Origin of the sequence: Saccharopolyspora taberi (genome assembly GCF_039534165.1) — a bacterium.
Lineage (GTDB): Bacteria > Actinomycetota > Actinomycetes > Mycobacteriales > Pseudonocardiaceae > Saccharopolyspora_D > Saccharopolyspora_D taberi.
Map to the genome: position 1 here is coordinate 156,925 of NZ_BAAAUX010000002.1, position 17,708 is coordinate 174,632.

The window sequence follows — 17,708 nt, forward strand, 5'->3', positions numbered from 1 at the left end:
ATGCCGCGGTTTTCCAGTGCGTGGGACGAATGTCTTATGTGGACGGTTGTGCAGGTGGTTCGGGTGCGATCACCCGCAACGCCGCAGGCAGCAGCCGCACCGTGGCGGGCAGTGTGCCGATCTGGTCGCCGTCGGCGCACAGCGGAACCGGCCGGTCGGCGGAAAGAGTGATCTCCCGTCCGGTCTCGTGGCCTACCTCCGGTCGGCGCAGGTGCGTGCCCGCTTTCGCCTCGCGCATGAACGACACGATCTTGCGCAGCGGACCGTCGCCGACCACGAGCACGTCGAGCAGGCCGTCGTCGAGCCTGGCCGGCGGCACGATGCGCAGCCCGTGGCCGTAGGCGCCGGAGTTGCCGACCACCACGGTCTGGCCCCGCATGGTCCGGGTTCGGCCATCGACGGTCAGGGTGTACCGGACCGGGCGCCAGCTGAGCACCGCTCGCACCGGCGCCAGCCGGTAGAGCAGCGGGCCGGGGATCCAGCGGCTGCTGTTGATCATCGCGGTGGCAACCGCGTCGATGCCCGCGTAGACGTTGCCGGGCACGATCACGCCGTTGACCTCCAGCACGTCGATCGCTCGCGGCGGAGTGGTCAGCAGCAGCTCGGCCAGCGCGCCTGGATCGTCAGGAATTCCCAGCGTGCGGGCGAGATCGTTGCCTCGCCCGGCGGGCACGACCGCGAGCGCGCCGCCCGCGGCGACCACTCCGCAGGCGGCGTCGCGCACCAGGCCGTCGCCGCCGACGGCGACGACGGTCGAGCCGTCCGCAGCCGCAGCGGCGGCGAGCTCGACGGCGTGCTCGCGGCTGCGGGTCCGCTCGACGCGGACCGCCGCGCCGGCTTCGCGCAGTCGCCGGGCGACGGGCGCCCAGCTCGCGGCGGCGCGCCCGCCGCCGGAGATGGGGTTGAGCAGGGCGGTGTAGTCGGCCATGTCGGAACCTGTCTTTGAGCTTCGAAGCGGCGCCTGCGCCGGGTGACCAGCCGCGCGGGACGAGTCCGGGACCTCAGGAGAGGAGCACGCCGGGGTTGAGGACTCCGGCCGGGTCGACCGTGCGCTTGACCGACCGCAGCACGTCGACCGCCAGCGGCCCGATCTCCTCGGCGTAGGTCGCGCGGTGGTCGGTGCCGACGCCGTGGTGGTGCGTGATCGTCGCTCCCGCGCCGCGGATCGCCGCGTTCGCGGCGGCCTTGGCCTCCCGCCACTGCGCGACGGCGTCCGGCTTCTGCGCGCACACCACGGTGAAGTACAGCGAAGCGCCGGTCTCGTAGACGTGCGAGATGTGGCAGAGCACCAGCGCAGGTGTTCCCTGCGCCGCCAGTGCTCCGGTCAGGGCGTCGGTGACGGCGGTGCGCAGGGCAGGCAGGTTCGACCAGAACGTGGCTGTTTCCAGGGTTTCGACCAGCGCTCCTGCGGACAGCAGCGGATCGCGCAGGTACGGCGCGCGGAAGCGGCCCTCCCGCCATGCCTCGCCCGGCTCGGGGCCCAGCGGTTCTCCGCCCAGGTCCAGCAGGATCTCGCGCACCGCGGCTTGGCGGCCGGAGACCGCTGATCCCTCGTGGCCGACGATCGCCAGGCAGCCGCCGGGGCCGCCGCCCAGGGCTCCGCCGGGATCGGCGAGGTTGACCGCGGTCTCGGCCTCGTCGGAAAGCCGCAGCACGGTCGGCAACGGCCCGTCCTGCGCGAGCCTGCGCAGCGCCGCCGCCCCGGCCTCGAACGACGGGAACCGCCAGCCTTCGTAGACCCGCTGCTCGGGAGCCGGGCGAACTCGCACCGTGACCGAGGTGATCACCCCGAGTGCGCCTTCCGATCCCAGCACCAGCTGGCGCAGGTCGGGGCCCGCCGCCGACATCGGGGCGCTGCCGAGTTCGACGGTCCCGCTCGGGGTTGCCAGCACGATCCCGACGACCATCTCGTCGAACCGCCCGTAACCGGCCGAGGACTGGCCGGCCGACCGCGCCGCCGCGTAACCGCCGATGCTGGCGCCTTCGTAGGACTGCGGGAAGTGGCCGAGCGTCAGGCCGTGCTCGGAGAGCAGTCGCTCGGCGTGCGGCCCCCGGACACCGGCTTGCAGGGTCGCGGTGCGGGAAACCGGGTCGACGGCGAGCAGTCCGTCCATGCGCCGCAGGTCCAGCGCGATCACCCCGGCGAAGCCGTCGCGGGCCGGGTTGAGACCGCCGACCACCGAGGTGCCGCCGCAGAACGGCACGACCGCGATCCGGTGCCGCGAGCACGCGCTGAGCACGGCAAGCACTTCCTCGTGCGTGCCGGGGCACACGACGGCGTCCGGCGCGTCGGTGGCGTCCCCGGCGCGCAGCCGGAGCAGGTCCGGAGTGGACCAGCCGCGCGTGTGCGCGATCCGGGCGTCGTGGTCGGAACTGACGTGATCAGCGCCGACGGCATCGGTGATCGCGGCCCGGGCCGGGCCCGGGAGCGCCGGTTCGGGCAGCGCGATGTCGGACACCGCAACGGGTTCCGCTCCCGCGGTGGCGCCCAGGTGCGCGAGCGCGGACGTCGCGGCCTCGGGCAGCGCGACCGCCTGCGCCGGGTCGCCCCACAAGTACGGGTGCATGTCAACGACGGGGAGATCGGACTCGGTCAACGCTGCCTCACGGTGTCGGGGCCTGGCTCGGTTGTGATACACATTGACACATGGTGTCGCAGCATCGCAACGATCCCGATCTGATCCGCGCCGCGAACGCGATCCCGGAGCACCGGATCCTGGACGCGGCCTACGAACTGCTGCTCGCGGTCGGACTGCGGCGGATGACGATGGCCGACATCGCCCGCCACGCCGAGGTGTCCCGGGCGACGCTGTACCGGCGGTGGCCCAACGTCCGCTCGGTGGTCGCGAGCCTGATGACCAGGGAGTGGACCGAACTGGGCAACGCCGCGTTCCGGGCGCCCGCCGACTCCGCGCGGGAGCGGCTGGTGGACGGGATCGTGCGGATCGCGGGCACCGTCCGCACCCACCCGATGCTGCGCAAGATCATCGAACTGGACCCGGACTTCCTGCTGCCGTACCTGCTGGAACGCCGGGGCACCAGCACCGACCAGCAGCTCGCGCTGATCGAGCAGGCGCTGCTGGCCGGCGCCGAGGACGGCTCGATCCGGCCCGGAGACGTCGCCATGCAGGCGAAATCGCTGCTGCTGACCGCCTGGTCGTTCGTGCTGACCGGGCCGGTGCTGGTCGGCCCGGACGAAGCCGACGGGCTCGACGAGCAGCTGCGCGAGCTCCTCGACCGGTACCTCAAGCCGTGAACGCCTCGCTCAACGCCGGTCGCCGGGCCCGCGAACTCGACGAACTCGACGGCCGGGGGCCGGTCGACGTGCTGGTGATCGGCGGCGGGGTCACCGGTGCCGGGGTCGCGCTCGACGCCGCGTCGCGGGGGCTGTCGGTGGTGCTGGCCGAGAAGCACGACCTCGCCTTCGGCACCAGCCGCTGGAGCTCCAAGCTGGTGCACGGCGGTCTGCGCTACCTGGCATCGGGCAGCGTCGGCATCGCGCACGAGAGCGCGGTCGAACGCGGGATCCTGATCGACCGCACCGCGCCGCACCTGGTCCGCCCGCTGCCGCAGGTGGTGCCGCTGCTGCCGGAGACCGGCAGGGCGGGCGCGGCGGTGGTCCGCGCCGGGTTCCTGGCGGGCGACGCGCTGCGCGCCGCGGCCGGGACCTCCGCGCACCGGCTCCCGCCGTCCCGGCGGATCACCCGCGCCGAGGTGCGGCGCTACGCGCCGACGGTCCGCACCGACGGCCTGCGCGGCGGCCTGCTGGCCTGGGACGGCCAGCTCCAGGACGACGCCCGGCTGGTGGTCGCGCTCGCGCGCACCGCAGCCGCGCACGGGGCGCGCGTGCTCACCCGCTGCGCGGGCGAGCAGGTGACCGGCAGGGGCGCGGTCCTGCGGGACGGACTGACCGGCCGCGGCCACGACGTCGACGCCCGGATCGTGATCAACGCGACCGGGGTGTGGGCCGGGCAGGTCGCGCCCGGCATCGCCCTGCGGCCCAGCCGGGGCACCCACCTGGTGCTGTCGCGGGAGTCGTTCGGCGGGCTCGGCGCCGGGCTGATGGTGCCGGTTCCGGGGGAGCGCAACAGGTTCGTCTTCGCGCTGCCCTCGCCGGAGGGTCGCGTCTACATAGGACTGACCGACGAGGAGGCGGAGGGGGAGATCCCGGACGTGCCGCGGGCGTCGGAGCAGGAGGTCGACTTCCTGCTGGAGACGGTCGGGACCGCGCTGCGGGAACCGCTGTCGCGGGCCGACGTGCTCGGGACCTACTCCGGGCTGCGGCCGCTGCTGGACTCCGGGACCGGCCGCACGGCCGACGTCTCCCGCAAGCACGCGGTGATCACCGCGCCGGACGGGCTGGTCACCGTCGTCGGCGGGAAGCTCACCACCTACCGGCGGATGGCCCAGGACGCGCTCGACGCCGCGCTGGCGCGCACCGCGCTGACCGCGGGAGTCTGCCGGACGCGGCGGCTGCCGCTGGTCGGCGCCGGGAGCCCGGCGGAGCTGGCGGCGGTGCGGGCACCGCAGCGGCTGCTCGGGCGCTACGGAACGGAAGCGGCAGCGGTCCTGGCCGGAGCCGGTGGCGACGAGCTGGCGCCGATCGCGGAGGGGATCGAGACCACGGGCGCGGAGCTGCGGTTCGCGGTGCGGCACGAAGGCGCGCTGGACGAATCGGACCTGCTGGACCGCAGGACGCGGATCGGGCTCGCCGAGGACGACCGGCGGCGCGCACTGCCGATCGCGCGGGAGTACGCGGCGGTCGCGCGGGAGTAGCCGGCGATCGCGTGCGCCTACCCGGAGGAACCGCGCATTTACCCGGAGAAACAGGGAAATCCGGGCGAAAGGGGTGTATCTGTCCGATCGGGCGAATTCGTCCGATCGGGACCTGTGCCTAGTACTCCGACGAGCGGTTGAGCCCGGTCAGCAGGCGCGAGATCACCTCGGGGTCGACCTCGGCGGTCTCGTCCTCGCTGACGTAGGAGCGCTTCTTCTCGCGGCGGGGCAGCGGGACCTCGTTGGCGGAGACGCCGGTGGGCAGGCTGAGCTGGCACCAGGACATCCGCCGCCCGTCGGCGAGGTACTCCACGCCGCTGCGCTGGTAGCCCAGTTCGGGGGCTTCGCCGCGGGCGTCGGCCTCGGCCTCGATCACCAGGCTGTCGCCGGTGAGCCGCAACCGGATCGTGATGAACCCGGGATTGTTCTGGTCCGCTGCGTCGATGGCGGCGCTGACCATCCGGTTGGCGACCGCGGTCGCCTCGTCGACCAGGGGGCGCAGCGACCACTCGGTGAGGGCGAACCGGACGAACAGGTTCGTGCAGTTCACGGCGCTGGGCAGGGCAATGAGCCGAAGGTCGTCGACCTGTGCGGTAGGCGCGTTCACCGGAGTCCTTCCTTCGTTTGCATCAAGCGAGCCCCAAGCTTCACCCGAAAGAAGTATCTTGCCAACCCGAGAGAGTGTCGCGTTCGGCCGGGCCGATTTCAAGATCGTTCTTTCGTTGTGCGCGGCCTCATAGCGGGACGGCGGCGTGCCGGGCGGCGCGCACGAACATACGGGAGTCACGCGTGGACGCGAATATCCCCCTTCTGGTCGTGGTTGGCGGCTTCCTCCTGATCGTGATCACCGCCATCGCGGCCGCGAGCGGGAGCGGCAACCGCGGCGGGCGCGGTTCGGGCGGCGGTTTCATCGGTGGTGGTGATTCCGGCGGCGGCGATTCGGGAGGCGGCGACTCCGGCGGCTGGGGTGGCGACGGCGGCGGCGGTTTCGGCGGAGGTGACGGCGGCGGCGGGTTCAGCGGCGGCGGGGACTCCGGCGGCGGAGGCGGGGGCGGCGGCGCCTGACGTCCCGGGTGGGAGGATCGGCGCATGCCGGCCGACTTCCACGTGACCGAACTGAGCCCGGCGACCAGCGCGTACCTGCAACCGCCCGGTGGCTGGTTCCGCAACAACGCGGGGTGGATCACCGGCCGCGAGCGGATGCTGCTGGTCGACACCTGCGCGACCGAGGCGCGTTCGCGCCGGTTGCTGGAAACCGCGCGGGGATCGTCGAGCGCTGCCCTCTCGGCGGTGCTGACCCACGCCCACGGCGATCACAGCAACGGCGCCCGGCTGGTCGCCGAGGCAGGCGGGGACGTGCTGGCCTCGGCCGAGGCCGCGCGCACGATCGGCACCGGGCCGCACCTGTTCCCGGAGGTCTTCGTCTACTCCGGGTGGGGCGAGATCGGTCCGCCCCGGATCACCGGGACCGTCGGCGAACCGACCCGGCTCGACCTCGGCGGCCGGACCGCCGAGATCGTCCCGGTGGCCGGAACCGCCCACACCGACGGTGATCTCGTGGTGTGGGTGCCCGAGGACGGCGTGCTGTTCAGCGGCGACCTGATCTTCAACGGCGTGACCCCGCTGGCCCTGCACGGCCGGATCAGCGGCTGGCTGGAGGCGCTGACCGCGCTGTCCGGGTTCGACGCCCGGCACCTCGTTCCCGGACACGGCGAGCTGACCGCCCCGGCGGAGGCGATCGCGGCGGTGTCGGAGTACCTGCGCTGGCTGCTCGACTCGGCCGCGGCCGACCGCCCGGACTTCGCCGCGCTGGAGCGGCAGGGGCGGCAGCGCTGGCCGGGCTGGCTCGACCAGGAGCGGCACGCGGCGAACCTGCGCCTGGCCCACGCCGAGGTGCACGGCAATCCGCCGGACCTGGAAGCCGCGCTCGCGGCCATGCTGCGTTCCGCAGGCGGGCCGATCCACCTCGACCTCTAGCGGCGGCCGGAATCCGGCTGAGCGCGGGCATCACCCACCCACCCGCCGGACATCGATCAATCCGATGACACCGCAAGCCCACGCGCCCGGCCGCGGTGAGGATCAAGCCCGCCTTGATCCACACCAAGAAAAGGAGGCAACGCAATGCGCGTTCGATCGCTGGCGGTCGCGATGCTCGCTGCTACCGGGCTCGCCCTGGCAGGAGGTGCCACCGCGTACGCGGAGGACTGGGTTTTGGTCCACAACTCCTCGACGGAGACCATTTCCTCGACCAAGACCACCCAGCACCACACCCAGGGTGAGCTGTTCAGGCCCGCTTACTACAACCTCTCCACTCAGCCGGTCCGGGGCAGGTAGTCAGGTCCTGGCGATGAGGCCCCGCACCCCCAGGTGCGGGGCCTCACCGCTACAGCTCGCCGAGCGCGGTGATCGGGGACTCCACGCAGTCGGCCACGAACCGGAGGAATCCGCCCGCGGTGCCGCCGTCGCAGACCCGGTGGTCGAAGGCCAGGGTCAGCTCGCAGACCTTGCGCAGGGCGAGTTCCCCGTCGACCGCCCACGGCCGGTCGATGATCCGCCCGATCCCGAGGATCGCGGCCTCCGGGTGGTTGATGATCGCCGCCGAACCGTCCACCCCGAACACCCCGTAGTTGTTCACGGTGAACGTGCCGCCGGTCAGGTCCGACGGCGACAGCGTGCCCGCCCGGCCCGCCGCGGTGTGCGTGCGGAGGGCGTCGGAGAGCGCGCGGGTGTTGAGCGCGTGGGCGTCGCGGACCACCGGGACCATCAGGCCGCGGTCGGTCTGGGCGGCGAACCCGAGGTGGATCTCGTCGAGCAGCACGATCTCGTCCGCCTCGACGCGGGAGTTCAGCTCCGGAAACCTGCGCAGCCCCAGCACCGCGAACCGCGCGATCAGCGCCAGCAAGCTGACCGGGTGCTCCGGTTCCCGGGCGTTGAGCGCGGCGCGGGCGGCGAGCAGGTCGGTGGCGTCGACGTCGACCCACACCGTGGCCTCGGGGATCTCCCGGCGCGACCGGGTCAGCTTGTCCGCGACCGCGCGCCGCAGCCCGGTGAGCGGGATCCGCTTGCCACCGCTGGAAGGGGGCTCGGTCGCGCTGATCGCCGCTTCCACGTCGCACCGGCGGATCACGCCGCCGGGACCGCTGCCCCGGATCCCGCCGAGATCGATGCCGTTCTGCCTGGCCAGCTGGCGGACCAGCGGGGAGATGACGGCGACCGCGTTCGTCGGCGCCGCGGCGGGTTCCGGGCTCGGCGTCGGCGCCGGTATCTGCTCGGGTGCCGCCGAGCGCCTGCGCCGGTTCCTGCGCGGCGGCGCGTTTCCGGTGCCGTAGCCGATGAGCACGTTGCCGCTGCTCTCCTCCCGCGGCGGCGCGACGACCACGCCGGGTTCGGCGAATCCGCCCGGCTCCTCCACGCTGATCAGCGGCGCGCCGACCGCGATCGTGTCGCCCTGCTTGCCGTGCAGCGCGCGCACGACGCCGGCGTAGGGGCAGGGGACCTCGACGACCGCCTTGGCGGTCTCGACCTCGGCCACCGGCTGGTCGACGGCGACCTCGTCGCCGACCGCGACCAGCCAGTTGACGATCTCGGCCTCGGTCAGGCCCTCGCCGAGGTCGGGCAGTGCGAAGTCAGCCATGGCGGGCCTCCACGACCTCGTCGTTCCACTGCAGCCGGTCGATCGCGTCGAGGATGCGGTCGACGCTGGGCAGGTGGTGCTCCTCGACCTTGGGCGGCGGGTAGGGGATGTCGAACCCGGTCACCCGCAGCACCGGCGCGTGCAGGTGGTGGAAGCAGCGCTCGGTCACCCGCGCGGCGACTTCCGCGCCGTACCCGCAGAAACCGGCGGCCTCGTGCACCACGACCGCGCGGCCGGTCCGCCGGACCGACTCGGTCACGGTCCGGTCGTCGAACGGCGCGAGGCTGCGCAGGTCGACGACCTCGACGTCCCAGCCCTCGGCGGTCGCGGCCTCGGCTGTCTCCAGCGCGGTCGCGACCATGGGCCCGTAGGCGATGAGGGTGACGTCCCCGCCCGGCCTGCGGACCACCGCGCGGTCGATCGGCGCGACGGCGCGGGACACCTCGCCCTTGGACCAGTACCGGCGCTTGGGCTCCAGGAACACCACCGGATCCGGCGACTCGATCGCCGCGCGCAGCAGCCCGTAGGCGTCGTCGGGCGTACCGGGGGAGACGACCCGCAGTCCGGCGGTGTGGGTGTAGTAGACCTCGGACGAGTCGCAGTGGTGCTCCACGCCGCCGATGCCGCCGCCGTAGGGGATGCGGATGACCACCGGCAGCTCGACCCGGCCGCGGGTGCGGTTGCGCAACTTGGCCAGGTGGCTGGTGATCTGCTCGAACGCGGGGTAGGCGAAGGCGTCGAACTGCATCTCCACCACCGGCCGCAGGCCGTTCATCGCCATCCCGATCGCGGTGCCCACGATCCCGGACTCGGCCAGCGGCGTGTCGAACACCCGGTCCTCGCCGAACCTGCGGGTCAGCCCGTCGGTGACCCGGAAGACGCCGCCGAGCGGCCCGACGTCCTCGCCGAAGACCAGCACCCGCTCGTCGGCTTCCAGCGCGTCGGCCAGCGCCTGGTTCAGCGCCGCCGCCATCGACAGCTGTGTCACGACCGCAACTCCTCGTCCAGCAGTTCGGCCTGCTCCCGGAGGGCGGCCGTCGGTTCGGCGTAGACGTGGGCGAACAGCTCCCGCGGATCCACCTCGACGTCGGTGTTCATCCGCTCCCGCAGGGACGCGGCGAACGCCTCGGCCTCCTCGGTGATCGCCGCTTCGCGCGCGTCGTCGAGCAGGCCGCGCGAGCGCAGGTACCGCTCGGTCCGGTCGATCGGGTCGCGCGCCAGCCAGGCCGCGACCTCGTCGGTCTCCCGGTAGCGGGTGGCGTCGTCGGCGTTGGTGTGCGACTCGATCCGGTAGGTCCGCGCCTCGATCAGCGCCGGGCCCGCACCGGAGCGCGCCGCCGCGACCGCCTCGGACACCGTCGCGTGCACCGCCGCGACGTCGTTGCCGTCGATCAGCTCGGAGGCGATGCCGTAGCCGATTCCCTTGTGCGCCAAGGAAGGCGCGGCGTTCTGCTTGCTCATCGGAACGCTGATCGCGTAGCCGTTGTTCTGCACCAGGAAGACCACCGGCGCCCGCCAGACACCGGCGAAGTTCAGCGCCTCGTGGGTGTCGCCCTCGCTGGTCGCGCCGTCGCCGAGCAGCACCAGGGTGACGGCGTCCTCGCCCTTGAGGCGCGCGGCGTGCGCCATGCCCACGGCGTGCAGGGTGTTGGTCGCCAGCGGCGTGCACTGCGGCCCGATCCGGTACTCGTGGGGGTCGTAGCCCAGGTGCCAGCCGCCCTGGAGCAGGGTGAGGGTCTGCACCGGGTCGACGCCGCGGGTCACCAGGGCGACCGAGTCGCGGTAGGTCGGGAACAGCCAGTCCTGCTCGGAAAGGGCGAGCACCGATCCGACCTGGCACGCCTCCTGGCCGCGCGAGGACGGGTAGACCGCGAGCCTGCCCTGCCGGGTCAGCGCGGTGGCCTGGGTGTCGAACCGGCGGCCGACGACCATCCGCCGGTGCAGTTCGAGCAGCACGTCGTCGGCGGGCAGCTCGCCGCCCGTGGCGCGGCCGTCGGCGTCCAGCAGCGACCTCGGGGTTTCCGAGGGGAGCAGAGTGCGTTGTCTGGCCGTGGTCATGGGGTCCTCCAGTGAACCGGCAGCCTGGTGGTGAGAGGGATTGTTCAACCGAGGCGGCCGATCCTCCAGATCGGGAACGGATTTCCGGACATCTGGCCGTCGTGGTCGGCTACCGTGTGCCAGATGTCCGCAGAACGCCCCGGCAGCGCCGCTCCCGCTGGACGTTCCGCCGCGTTGGACGAGCTCGACCGGCGGATCGTCGAGGAGCTGCGCGCCGACGGCCGGATCTCGATGCGCGCGCTGGCCGAGCGGCTGCACATCTCCCGCGCGAGCGCCTACACCCGGGTCGAGCGGCTGCACCGGGAGGGCGTGATCACCGGCTACAGCGCGGTGATCAACCCTGAGCGGTTCGGCTACGGGGTCTCGGCGTACGTCTACCTCAAGGTCAGCCAGCACTCCTGGAAGGCGGTCCGCCAGCGGGTGCTGGAGATCCCCGAGGTCGCACACGGCGCGCTGGTTTCCGGGGAGAACGATCTGGTGCTGCTGGTGCGCACCCGCGATGCCCAGTGCCTGCGGGAGCTGGTGCTCAACCGGTTGCAGACGATCCCGGACGTGGTGTCCAGCCACACCGTACTGGTGCTGGACGAACTGCCTTCCCGGCCGTTGTGATCGCGGTCAGGGCGGCCGGATGAGCGAGGAAGTCCCTGCTTGGGCGTACGAGCGGGCGGAGCTCCGGCCGCACGACCCGCGCTGGATCCTCCGGGCGGACGCGGAGTGCGCGGCGCTGGCCGATTCGCTCGCGCCGTGGCTGGTCGACGGGGTGGAGCACGTCGGGTCGACGGCCGTCCCCGGGCTTGCCGCCAAGCCGATCGTCGACGTGATGGCCTCCGTGACCGACCTGGACACGGTGGTCGACCGGGCGCTGGAACGGCTGCGTGCGGACGGCTGGTGCTACGTGCCGCCGGAGCTGGATCACCGCCCCTGGCGGCGGTTCTTCGTCAAGCCGGACCCGTCGGGGCAGCGGCGCGAGGCGCACCTGCACCTGGTCGGGGCCGGTCATCCGCGGTGGTCCGAGCAGATCAGGTTCCGCGACGCGCTGCGCCGGGACGGCGAGCTCGCGCGCCGGTACGAGGACCTGAAACGCCGGCTGTCCGAGCAGAGCGGCCACGACCGCGAGGCGTACACGGAAGGCAAGGGGGATTTCGTCGCGAGCGTCCTGGGCACGGACGTGCGTTGAGGGAATTCCCGGCCGTGGCGGCACGTTGAAAAGGTGGGCAGCCGCCGCCCGTCGAAGACTGGGCCGGTTATGGGCGCCGCCTTCACAAGCCGCGCAGGGTTCAACTCCCTCGGCTGCCCCCGGTACCCGGTCCGTTCAGGACCTCGGTGATCCGCTGCGCGGCGGCCACGACGAACGGGATGGCCCGGTCGGCGATGTCCCGGCGGTGGGTGATGACGTTGACGGCCGCGGCCTGCCCGCCGCGCGGCGGGCGGATGGGCGCGGCGATGCCGATGGAGCCCGCGACGACCTCCTCGTGGGTCACTATGTGCCCGGTCCGGCGGGTGGTGGTGACCCGCTCCGGCTCGTCGTCCTCCGGTGACCCCGCCGCGAGCAGCGCGATCCCCGCCGCGCCGCGTTCCAGCGGGTCGCGGTTGCCGATGCCGTAGGAGAAGCGCGGCCCCGGCCCTGGCGGCTCGATGACGGCGATCGCGACCGCCGAGCCGTTCTCTGCCACCACCAGGCACGCGGTCGCGTCCAGCTCCGCCGTCAGCTCCCGCAGCACCGGGTCGGCCACGTCGAGCAGCCGGGGGCGGACGCGTTCGGCGAGGGTGAAGAACTCCAGGCCGATCCGGTACCTGCCCTCGGGATCCCGGGACGCGAAGTTCTGCCGGGTCAACGCCATCAGCAGCCGGTAGGCGACCGAGCGGTGCACTCCGAGCCGGGTCGCGACCTCGCTCGCGCCGAGCCCTTCCGGCGCCTCGGCGAGCATCCGCAGCACCAGCAGACCGCGTTCCAGCGTCTGCGACCCGTCGGTTTTCCGTTCGGTGCTTTTCCGTTCAGCGGACATACCCACCCCGGTTGGCGTCCGAGGCCTTGACAGTCCCAGACCCCGGAAAGATAGTGATGCAATCTGTGTAACACCTGTGTTCGTTATTTGCAACATCGGAGGTGGGTGTGTACTTCGCGCCGCGCCGGTATCCCTTCGAGCCGCCGCCGGCCGCCGCGTCCGTCGTGGTGGTCGGTGCCGGGCCGGTGGGGCTCGCGCTGGCACTGGGCCTGGCCCGGCGCGGGGTCCGGGTGACCGTGCTGGAGGCGGGTGACTCCGTCTCCCACGGCAGCCGCGCGATCTGCCTGTCCCGGCACTCCCTGGAAGTGCTCGAACGCCTCGGCGTCGGCGAGCGGTTCGCCGAGCTGTCGCTGCCGTGGACCTCCGGGCGCAGCTACTACCGCGACACCGAGGTGCTGGCGTTCGACATGCCGCACTCCGCCGCGGACGTCCGGCCGCCGATGGTCAACATCTCGCAGTCGGTGGCCGAGCAGGTCCTCGTCGACGAGGTCGCGCGGACCGACGGCTGCGACGTGCACTGGCACTGCCGCGTAGAGGACTGCACCCCGCACGCCGACCACGTCGTGGTCAGCGTCGGAACTCCGGACGGTGCAAGGGAAATCCGTGCCGACTGGGTGCTGGCGGCGGACGGCGCGCGCAGTGCCGTGCGGGAGGCGCTGGGGCTGCGGCTCAACGGCACCAGCTACGAGGGCCGCTACGTCATCGCCGACATCCACTGGCGGGCGGCGCTGCCCACCGAGCGCCGGGTGTGGTTCGACCCGCCGAGCAACCCGGGCTCCACGATCATCCTGCACCGCCAGCCCGACGACATCTGGCGCGTGGACTACCAGCTCCGGCCCGGCGACGACCCGGAGGCAGAGACCGACCACGACCGCATCCGGGACCGGATCTCCCGCCACCTGGACTGGCTGGGCAACGACCGCCCCTGGACCCTGGAGTGGGCCAGCATCTACCGGGCGCACTCGCGGTCGCTGGACTCCTACCGGCACGGCCGGGTGCTGTTCGCGGGCGACGCCGCGCACCTGGTGCCGATCTTCGGCGTCCGCGGCCTGAACTCCGGTCTGGAAGACGCCGACACGCTCGCCTGGATGCTGCCGCTGGTGCTGCGCGGCGAAGCCGGCGAAGCGCTGCTGGACGCCTACTCCGCCGAGCGGTGCGACGCGTGGCGGCAGAACATCGAGCAGGCCGAGAAGAGCACGTTGTTCATGACCCCCGGCACCCGCGGCTACGAGCTGACCCGCGACGCGGTGCTGGCGCTGGCCAACCGCCGCCCGGTCCTGCGCGAGCTGATCAACCCCCGGCAGTCCAGCGCGACCCACGCCCGCAACTCGCCGCTGACCCTGCCGTCCGGCACCGGCGGACTCCTGCCCGGTGACCCGGTGCCCGACCGCGCGCTCGGCGCGTCGAGCCTGAACGCCAAGCGCGGCAACGGGTTCGCGCTGCTGGGCGGCACCCCGGAGGCCGCGTCGGCGATGGCCGGGCGCCTGGGCGCCGCCGTCACCGCGCTCGATCCGGAGCCGGGCAGCGACGACGTGCTCGTGGTCCGCCCGGACGGCCTGCTGCTGGGCCGTTTCCCGGACTTCAGCGCACCCGGCGACGTGGCCGATCACATCCTGCGAGGAGGCGTTCGATGAGCGAGCACGCCGAAGCCGTGTGGCGCGCGGTCAGCGACGCGCTCGACGACACCGACGACCGGGAGGCGTTCCTGGTGCGGCTGGTCGTGCTCACCGCGCTCGACCACCTCACCACCGACCAGCTCACCGGCCTCATCGCCGAAGCCCGGGCCTGACGACGAAGGAGTCGTGCGCACCATGAGCCCAGAACCGATGACTCCGGACCCGATCACCCCGGACCCGCGGACCCCGGCCCCGCGCCGCGAGTTCGGCAAGATCGTGGCCGCCAGCCTCGCGGGCACGACGATCGAGTTCTACGACTTCTTCCTCTACGGCTCGGCCGCCGCGCTGGTGTTCAACAAGGTGTTCTTCCCGGCGGGCGACCCGGTCACCGGGGTGCTGCTGGCGCTGGTGACCTACGCGGTCGGCTTCCTGGCCCGTCCCGTCGGCGGAGTCCTGTTCGGACACCTCGGCGACCGGATGGGCCGCCGCCGGACGCTGGCGCTGAGCCTGCTGATGATGGGCGGGGCGACGGTGGCCATCGGCCTGATCCCGTCGTACCAGACCATCGGCGTGCTGGCGCCGATCCTGCTCACGCTGCTGCGGCTGGTGCAGGGCGTGGCGCTTGGCGGGGAGTGGGGCGGCGCGATCCTGCTCGTCACCGAGCACGCCGACAGCCGCCGCCGCGGCTTCTGGGCGAGCTGGCCGCAGACCGGCGGCCCGCTGGGCAACCTGCTCGCGACCGGGGTGCTGGCGCTGATGGGCCTGGCGATCACCGACGCCGCGTTCGTGGAGTGGGGCTGGCGGCTGCCGTTCGTGATCTCGGCGATCCTGGTGCTGGTCGGGCTGTGGCTGCGGCGTGCGGTGCAGGAGTCGCCGCTGTTCGCCGAGTTGCAGGCGGCGGGCAGGGCCGACGAGGGCAAGGCGCCGATCAGCGTGGTGCTGCGCCACCACCGCCGGGAGGTGGCGCTGGCCACGCTGGCCAACGTCGGCGAGAAGACCACCTACTACGTGTTCAGCATCTTCCTGCTGTCCTACCTCGCCGAGCAGCTGCACCTGCCCAAGGGCGTGGGCCTGACCGCCATCGCCATCGGTTCGGTGTTCCAGGTGGCGGCGATGCTCGTCGGCGGGGCGCTGTCGGACCGCTTCGGCCGCCGCGGCCTCAACATCGGGCTCGCGCTGCTCATCGCGGTCTGGGGATTCGCCGGGCTCCCGCTGGTCGACGGCGGGGACACCGCGACGATCACGCTGGTGGTGATCGTCGGCCTCACCCTGCACGGCCTGATGACCGGGGCGCAGGTGGCGTTCTTCGCCGAACTGTTCCCCAGCGAGGTCCGCTACACCGGCGCCTCGCTGGGCTACCAGCTGGCCACCGTGCTTGGCGGGTCGCTCGCGCCCATCATCGGAGTGGGCCTGATGCACCGATTCGGTTCGACCCTGCCGGTGGGGGTGTTCCTGGCGGTCGCCGAGCTGTGCACGCTGGTCGCCTTCCTGCTGGCGGGCGAGACCAGCACGCGGGCGCTGCGGGATCTGGAAAGCGTGTAGTCGAAGTCCGATCCGGAGGAAGGGGAACGACATGGCGTACTACCGCAGTGTGGGCGACGTGCCGCCGAAGCGGCACACCCAGCACCGCACACCCGAAGGGGGGTTGTACTTCGAGGAGCTGATGGGGGAGGAGGGCTTCTCGGCGGACTCCTCGCTGCTGTACCACCGCGAGATCCCGTCGGCGATCGTCGACGCCTCGGACTGGGAACTGCCGGACCTGGCCACCGAGCCGAACCACCCGCTCAAGCCCCGGCACCTGAAGCTGCACGACCTGTTCCCGGGCGAGACCTGGAAGTCCGCCGACGTGGTGACCGGTCGCAGGCTCGTGCTCGGCAACGCCGACGTGCGCATCTCCTACGCCGCGGCCGGGCAGACCTCGCCGCTGTACCGCAACGCGGTCGGCGACGAATGCGTCTACGTCGAGTCCGGCGAAGGTGTCGTGGAGACCGTGTTCGGGGCGCTGGAGGTCAGGCAGGGCGACTACGTGCTGCTGCCGCGCGCGACCACGCACCGGTGGGTTCCGCGGGGCGACGAGCCGCTGCGCACCTACTGCATCGAGGCCAACAGCCACATCACGCCGGCCCGGCGCTACCTGTCGAAGTTCGGGCAGCTGCTGGAGCACGCGCCGTACTGCGAGCGCGACCTGCACGGGCCGGGCGAACCGCTGCTGGCCGAGGGCACCGACGTCGAGGTGCTGGTCAAGCACCGCGGTTCGGGCGGGACGATCGTGGGCACCCGCTACGTCTACCCCAAGCACCCGTTCGACGTCGTGGGCTGGGACGGCTGCCTGTACCCGCACACCTTCAACATCTCCGACTTCGAGCCGATCACCGGCCGCGTGCACCAGCCGCCGCCGGTGCACCAGGTCTTCGAGGGCAACAACTTCGTGATCTGCAACTTCGTGCCGCGCAAGGTCGACTACCACCCGCTGTCCATCCCGGTGCCCTACTACCACTCCAACGTGGACAGCGACGAGATCATGTTCTACTGCGGCGGGAACTACGAGGCCCGCAAGGGTTCCGGGATCGGCCAGGGCTCGATCTCGGTGCACCCAGGCGGCCACTCGCACGGCCCGCAGCCCGGCGCCTACGAGCGCAGCATCGGGGTCGAGTTCTTCGACGAGCTCGCCGTCATGGTCGACACCTTCCGCCCGCTGGAGCTCGGCGAGGGCGGGCGCGCCGCCGACGACGGCAAGTACGCCTGGACCTGGGCGGGAAGGGGGCCCGCGTGACCCCGCCGCTGCTGGCCGGCCTGGTCGACGACGCGGGGCTGTTCCCCCCGACGGCGCTGGACATGGCCGCCGCGGTCACCCGACACCGGGCCGACCGCGCGGCGGGCGAACCGATGCTCACGCACCGGTTCCTCTGCCCAGCGAGCAGGATCGGCGAGCTGCGCGAGGAGCTTACGGACATCGACCGGATCGACATCGGCCTGATCGCCGACCAGGGCGTCGGGTCGCTGGCCGAAACCTGCGGCGCCATCGCCGACGACGAGCGGACTTCGCTGGCACTGCTGGAAATCCCGGTCGCCAGGGCCAGGTCGGTCGACGAGGTGCTGAAGGCCCTGCACGCGCTCCCGGACCCGGCGCCCGCGTTCCTGGAACCGGCGAGCCCGACCGAGGTGGACGAGGTCGTCGAAGCGGTGCGCCGCGACGACACCGGCCGCACCCTCGGTGCGAAGCTGCGCTGCGGCGGTGTGCGCGCGGAGCTGTTCCCGTCCCCGGCCGAGGTCGCGCACTTCCTCGTTTCCTGCACCACCGGCGGGGTCCCGTTCAAGGCCACGGCCGGACTGCACCACGCGGTGCGCCACCGCGCCGAGGAGACCGGGTTCGTCCACCACGGCTACCTCAACCTGCTGCTGGCCACCGCGGTCGCCGCCGCGGGCGGTTCGGAGGACGAGGTGCGGCAGGCGCTGGAGATCGAGGACGCCGCGGAGCTGGGCGACCGGATCGCGGGCCTCGGCGCGGAAGCGGTGACCAGAACGCGCGAGGCGATGGTCAGCTACGGCTCGTGCAGCACCAGCACGCCGGTCCGCGAGGCGCAAGCCCTGGTATCGGCCGGAAAGGAAGGATGATCA

Annotated in this window: 19 protein-coding genes; 12 read left to right on the forward strand and 7 right to left on the reverse strand. The window is 72.5% G+C overall.

Annotation, left to right across the window (positions count from 1 at the left end; all coding sequences use genetic code 11):
• Positions 1 to 34 precede the first annotated feature (34 nt).
• Positions 35 to 928 carry a diacylglycerol/lipid kinase family protein gene (locus tag ABD691_RS02385; RefSeq protein ID WP_344677660.1) on the reverse strand — a complete coding sequence of 298 codons (894 nt, stop codon included), beginning with the start codon at positions 926 to 928 and terminating at the stop codon, positions 35 to 37.
• 73 nt (positions 929 to 1,001) lie between these two features.
• Positions 1,002 to 2,567, reverse strand: coding sequence for an FAD-binding oxidoreductase (locus ABD691_RS02390; RefSeq protein WP_344677661.1), 1,566 nt, complete (start codon positions 2,565 to 2,567; stop codon positions 1,002 to 1,004).
• Between the two features lie 80 nt (positions 2,568 to 2,647).
• Between ABD691_RS02390 and ABD691_RS02395 the strand changes: the two genes are divergently transcribed.
• Entirely contained in the window at positions 2,648 to 3,256 is a 609-nt protein-coding gene (locus ABD691_RS02395) for a TetR/AcrR family transcriptional regulator (RefSeq protein ID WP_344677662.1), read from the forward strand.
• Positions 3,253 to 4,776 carry a glycerol-3-phosphate dehydrogenase/oxidase gene (locus ABD691_RS02400; RefSeq protein ID WP_344677663.1) on the forward strand — a complete coding sequence of 508 codons (1,524 nt, stop codon included), beginning with the start codon at positions 3,253 to 3,255 and terminating at the stop codon, positions 4,774 to 4,776. The genes ABD691_RS02395 and ABD691_RS02400 overlap by 4 nt, the downstream gene beginning before the upstream one ends.
• A gap of 118 nt (positions 4,777 to 4,894) precedes the next feature.
• Here ABD691_RS02400 and ABD691_RS02405 read toward each other — a convergent pair whose 3' ends face one another.
• Positions 4,895 to 5,383 carry an ATP-binding protein gene (locus ABD691_RS02405; RefSeq protein WP_344677664.1) on the reverse strand — a complete coding sequence of 163 codons (489 nt, stop codon included), beginning with the start codon at positions 5,381 to 5,383 and terminating at the stop codon, positions 4,895 to 4,897.
• A 182-nt stretch (positions 5,384 to 5,565) separates the two neighbouring features.
• Between ABD691_RS02405 and ABD691_RS02410 the strand changes: the two genes are divergently transcribed.
• From ABD691_RS02410 to ABD691_RS02420, 3 genes are all read left to right on the forward strand, one after another.
• Positions 5,566 to 5,841, forward strand: coding sequence for a hypothetical protein (locus tag ABD691_RS02410; RefSeq protein WP_344677665.1), 276 nt, complete (start codon positions 5,566 to 5,568; stop codon positions 5,839 to 5,841).
• Between the two features lie 24 nt (positions 5,842 to 5,865).
• Entirely contained in the window at positions 5,866 to 6,753 is an 888-nt protein-coding gene (locus tag ABD691_RS02415) for an MBL fold metallo-hydrolase (RefSeq protein ID WP_344677666.1), read from the forward strand.
• A gap of 144 nt (positions 6,754 to 6,897) precedes the next feature.
• The gene (locus tag ABD691_RS02420) at positions 6,898 to 7,110 is read left to right on the forward strand and encodes a hypothetical protein (protein WP_344677667.1); all 213 of its coding nucleotides are present in this window, start codon (positions 6,898 to 6,900) and stop codon (positions 7,108 to 7,110) included.
• 49 nt (positions 7,111 to 7,159) lie between these two features.
• Here the strand turns inward: ABD691_RS02420 and ABD691_RS02425 are convergent, their stop codons facing one another.
• From ABD691_RS02425 to pdhA, 3 genes are read right to left on the reverse strand one after another with little or no spacing between them, the layout of a single operon-like run.
• On the reverse strand, positions 7,160 to 8,410 hold the full coding sequence (locus tag ABD691_RS02425) for a dihydrolipoamide acetyltransferase family protein (protein WP_344677668.1): 1,251 nt from the start codon (positions 8,408 to 8,410) through the stop codon (positions 7,160 to 7,162).
• On the reverse strand, positions 8,403 to 9,383 hold the full coding sequence (locus tag ABD691_RS02430) for an alpha-ketoacid dehydrogenase subunit beta (RefSeq protein WP_344677721.1): 981 nt from the start codon (positions 9,381 to 9,383) through the stop codon (positions 8,403 to 8,405). The genes ABD691_RS02425 and ABD691_RS02430 overlap by 8 nt, the downstream gene beginning before the upstream one ends.
• Before the next feature lie 11 nt (positions 9,384 to 9,394).
• Positions 9,395 to 10,468: a pyruvate dehydrogenase (acetyl-transferring) E1 component subunit alpha gene (gene pdhA, locus ABD691_RS02435; RefSeq protein ID WP_344677669.1), complete on the reverse strand. Its 1,074-nt coding sequence runs from the start codon at positions 10,466 to 10,468 to the stop codon at positions 9,395 to 9,397.
• A gap of 123 nt (positions 10,469 to 10,591) precedes the next feature.
• Here pdhA and ABD691_RS02440 point away from each other — a divergent pair, with 123 nt between their 5' ends.
• Entirely contained in the window at positions 10,592 to 11,077 is a 486-nt protein-coding gene (locus ABD691_RS02440) for an Lrp/AsnC family transcriptional regulator (RefSeq protein WP_344677670.1), read from the forward strand.
• Positions 11,078 to 11,096: 19 nt separating this feature from the next.
• Positions 11,097 to 11,645: a GrpB family protein gene (locus tag ABD691_RS02445; protein WP_344677671.1), complete on the forward strand. Its 549-nt coding sequence runs from the start codon at positions 11,097 to 11,099 to the stop codon at positions 11,643 to 11,645.
• Between the two features lie 100 nt (positions 11,646 to 11,745).
• Here the strand turns inward: ABD691_RS02445 and ABD691_RS02450 are convergent, their stop codons facing one another.
• Positions 11,746 to 12,474 carry an IclR family transcriptional regulator gene (locus ABD691_RS02450; protein WP_344677672.1) on the reverse strand — a complete coding sequence of 243 codons (729 nt, stop codon included), beginning with the start codon at positions 12,472 to 12,474 and terminating at the stop codon, positions 11,746 to 11,748.
• 107 nt (positions 12,475 to 12,581) lie between these two features.
• Here ABD691_RS02450 and ABD691_RS02455 point away from each other — a divergent pair, with 107 nt between their 5' ends.
• From ABD691_RS02455 to ABD691_RS02475, 5 genes are read left to right on the forward strand one after another with little or no spacing between them, the layout of a single operon-like run.
• Positions 12,582 to 14,108, forward strand: coding sequence for an FAD-dependent oxidoreductase (locus ABD691_RS02455; RefSeq protein WP_344677673.1), 1,527 nt, complete (start codon positions 12,582 to 12,584; stop codon positions 14,106 to 14,108).
• Positions 14,105 to 14,263, forward strand: a complete 159-nt coding sequence (locus ABD691_RS02460; protein WP_344677674.1) for a hypothetical protein — start codon at positions 14,105 to 14,107, stop codon at positions 14,261 to 14,263. Before ABD691_RS02455 ends, ABD691_RS02460 begins: the two co-directional genes overlap by 4 nt.
• A 22-nt stretch (positions 14,264 to 14,285) precedes the next feature.
• Positions 14,286 to 15,632 carry an MFS transporter gene (locus ABD691_RS02465; RefSeq protein WP_344677675.1) on the forward strand — a complete coding sequence of 449 codons (1,347 nt, stop codon included), beginning with the start codon at positions 14,286 to 14,288 and terminating at the stop codon, positions 15,630 to 15,632.
• 31 nt (positions 15,633 to 15,663) lie between these two features.
• Positions 15,664 to 16,863, forward strand: a complete 1,200-nt coding sequence (locus tag ABD691_RS02470) for a homogentisate 1,2-dioxygenase (RefSeq protein WP_344677676.1) — start codon at positions 15,664 to 15,666, stop codon at positions 16,861 to 16,863.
• Complete coding sequence (locus tag ABD691_RS02475; RefSeq protein ID WP_344677677.1) at positions 16,860 to 17,705, forward strand: hypothetical protein; 846 nt, start codon at positions 16,860 to 16,862, stop codon at positions 17,703 to 17,705. Before ABD691_RS02470 ends, ABD691_RS02475 begins: the two co-directional genes overlap by 4 nt.
• The last annotated feature ends 3 nt before the right edge of the window (positions 17,706 to 17,708 follow it).

Coding starts and splice junctions, on each gene's coding strand:
- ABD691_RS02420 (WP_344677667.1), top strand. CDS start 6,898: ATGCGCGTTCGATCGCTGGCGGTCGCGATGCTCGCTGCTACCGGGCTC.
- ABD691_RS02385 (WP_344677660.1), bottom strand. CDS start 928: ATGGCCGACTACACCGCCCTGCTCAACCCCATCTCCGGCGGCGGGCGC.
- pdhA (WP_344677669.1), bottom strand. CDS start 10,468: ATGACCACGGCCAGACAACGCACTCTGCTCCCCTCGGAAACCCCGAGG.
- ABD691_RS02430 (WP_344677721.1), bottom strand. CDS start 9,383: ATGGCGGCGGCGCTGAACCAGGCGCTGGCCGACGCGCTGGAAGCCGAC.
- ABD691_RS02395 (WP_344677662.1), top strand. CDS start 2,648: ATGGTGTCGCAGCATCGCAACGATCCCGATCTGATCCGCGCCGCGAAC.
- ABD691_RS02425 (WP_344677668.1), bottom strand. CDS start 8,410: ATGGCTGACTTCGCACTGCCCGACCTCGGCGAGGGCCTGACCGAGGCC.
- ABD691_RS02470 (WP_344677676.1), top strand. CDS start 15,664: ATGGCGTACTACCGCAGTGTGGGCGACGTGCCGCCGAAGCGGCACACC.
- ABD691_RS02390 (WP_344677661.1), bottom strand. CDS start 2,567: ATGCACCCGTACTTGTGGGGCGACCCGGCGCAGGCGGTCGCGCTGCCC.
- ABD691_RS02460 (WP_344677674.1), top strand. CDS start 14,105: ATGAGCGAGCACGCCGAAGCCGTGTGGCGCGCGGTCAGCGACGCGCTC.
- ABD691_RS02465 (WP_344677675.1), top strand. CDS start 14,286: ATGAGCCCAGAACCGATGACTCCGGACCCGATCACCCCGGACCCGCGG.
- ABD691_RS02415 (WP_344677666.1), top strand. CDS start 5,866: ATGCCGGCCGACTTCCACGTGACCGAACTGAGCCCGGCGACCAGCGCG.
- ABD691_RS02445 (WP_344677671.1), top strand. CDS start 11,097: ATGAGCGAGGAAGTCCCTGCTTGGGCGTACGAGCGGGCGGAGCTCCGG.
- ABD691_RS02450 (WP_344677672.1), bottom strand. CDS start 12,474: ATGTCCGCTGAACGGAAAAGCACCGAACGGAAAACCGACGGGTCGCAG.
- ABD691_RS02440 (WP_344677670.1), top strand. CDS start 10,592: ATGTCCGCAGAACGCCCCGGCAGCGCCGCTCCCGCTGGACGTTCCGCC.